Raw genomic sequence first — 1,219 nt, forward strand, 5'->3', positions numbered from 1 at the left:
TGGGATATCGATCTTTACGTTGCTGTCTTCGCCCGTTTCGGAGCGGCGCCATTCCTTCAGCAGTCTTTCCATGTTCGAACGGCTGCCTGTATAGCCTCGGTTCCTGACATCGTTGAAAAGATGACGCCCGTTGCGGTTTCCGCTCTTCCAGCATGCCGCAAGAAACTCCTCAAAATAGAGAGGGGACGACGTCTTCAAATCCGCTCTCTTTCGTTGTCTTGGTGCGCTCGATGCCAGCCATCTCGCGACGCTGCGCCTGTCATATCCGGTTCTTCTGCCGATTTCGCTGTAGGACAGGCCGCGCTGGCGCAATGCATGAATTGTATCAAATATCTCCTGGCGGGATTGCCTGTGCGCCATCCTGGCAAGGTGCCTTTGTGACCTCACGCTTGCGATCGCATCTTCAGAGAGGATCGGTCGGACATTGCCGTGTCCGTGAAGGCTCATCTGTGCTTTGATCGCCGACTGAAGGTTCTGGACGAGATGGAAACGATCCGCCACTTGTCTTGCTTGAGGCGCACCCTCTCTGGCAGCCTGAGCATAAAGGCCGCAGCGATCTCTACTGACGAATTTAATTGACGGGCGCTTCTGCAGCCAATCCCTCACAGTTTCAACGCTGCGGTCGTCTAGAACATCTACGACTGACCTCCTCTCAAGATCCACCATGATGGTTCCAAAGTGAGAGGATCGCCGCCAGCTCCAGTCATCGATGCCAAGGACCCGAATGGCATCGCCTTGCGCAGGACATGGGGCGTCGCGCTTCAATTGGCGCAAGATAGTGTCATCGCTGACCAGCATGCCAAGCCGCCCCATCAGGTTTGCCGCTGGGCGGCCACCTAACCTATGACCCATGAGCCCGACGATTTCCGCCATTCTGGATGTCCGGTGCGCATAGGGTGGTGCAATCGCCGGAAACTGGTCAGAGAACGTCTGTCGCTTGCAGTCGCGGCGCCTGCATTGCCAGCGGTTCAGCGCTATCGTCACCTTCACTGAACACCCCTGTACCGGCAAATCAGACAGGCTTCGGTTGCGCCAACCATGCCGGTGTCGGCTTTGTGTCCCACAATCAGGACAGATACCGACGGGTTCAGCTCTGGCGGAAACCACCCAAAGGTCTTCGCCCTGGAGCGTGAGATCCTGAACTATAACCCCAGGACCCGGGGACCACTTTGATTTTGTTCGCATGGCCGCAAGGCATAGAGCCAAAGTAAGCAGACAT

General features: G+C 56.5%; 1 protein-coding gene. It reads right to left on the reverse strand.

Going from position 1 to position 1,219, the window contains the following annotated elements; translation table 11 throughout:
• The coding region (locus tag Q1A53_RS23330; RefSeq protein WP_299971806.1) for an ISL3 family transposase at positions 1-1,107 on the reverse strand (1,107 nt) is incomplete at its 3' end.
• Positions 1,108-1,219 lie beyond the last annotated feature (112 nt).

Origin of the sequence: uncultured Roseobacter sp. (genome assembly GCF_947496515.1) — a bacterium.
GTDB lineage: Bacteria > Pseudomonadota > Alphaproteobacteria > Rhodobacterales > Rhodobacteraceae > Roseobacter.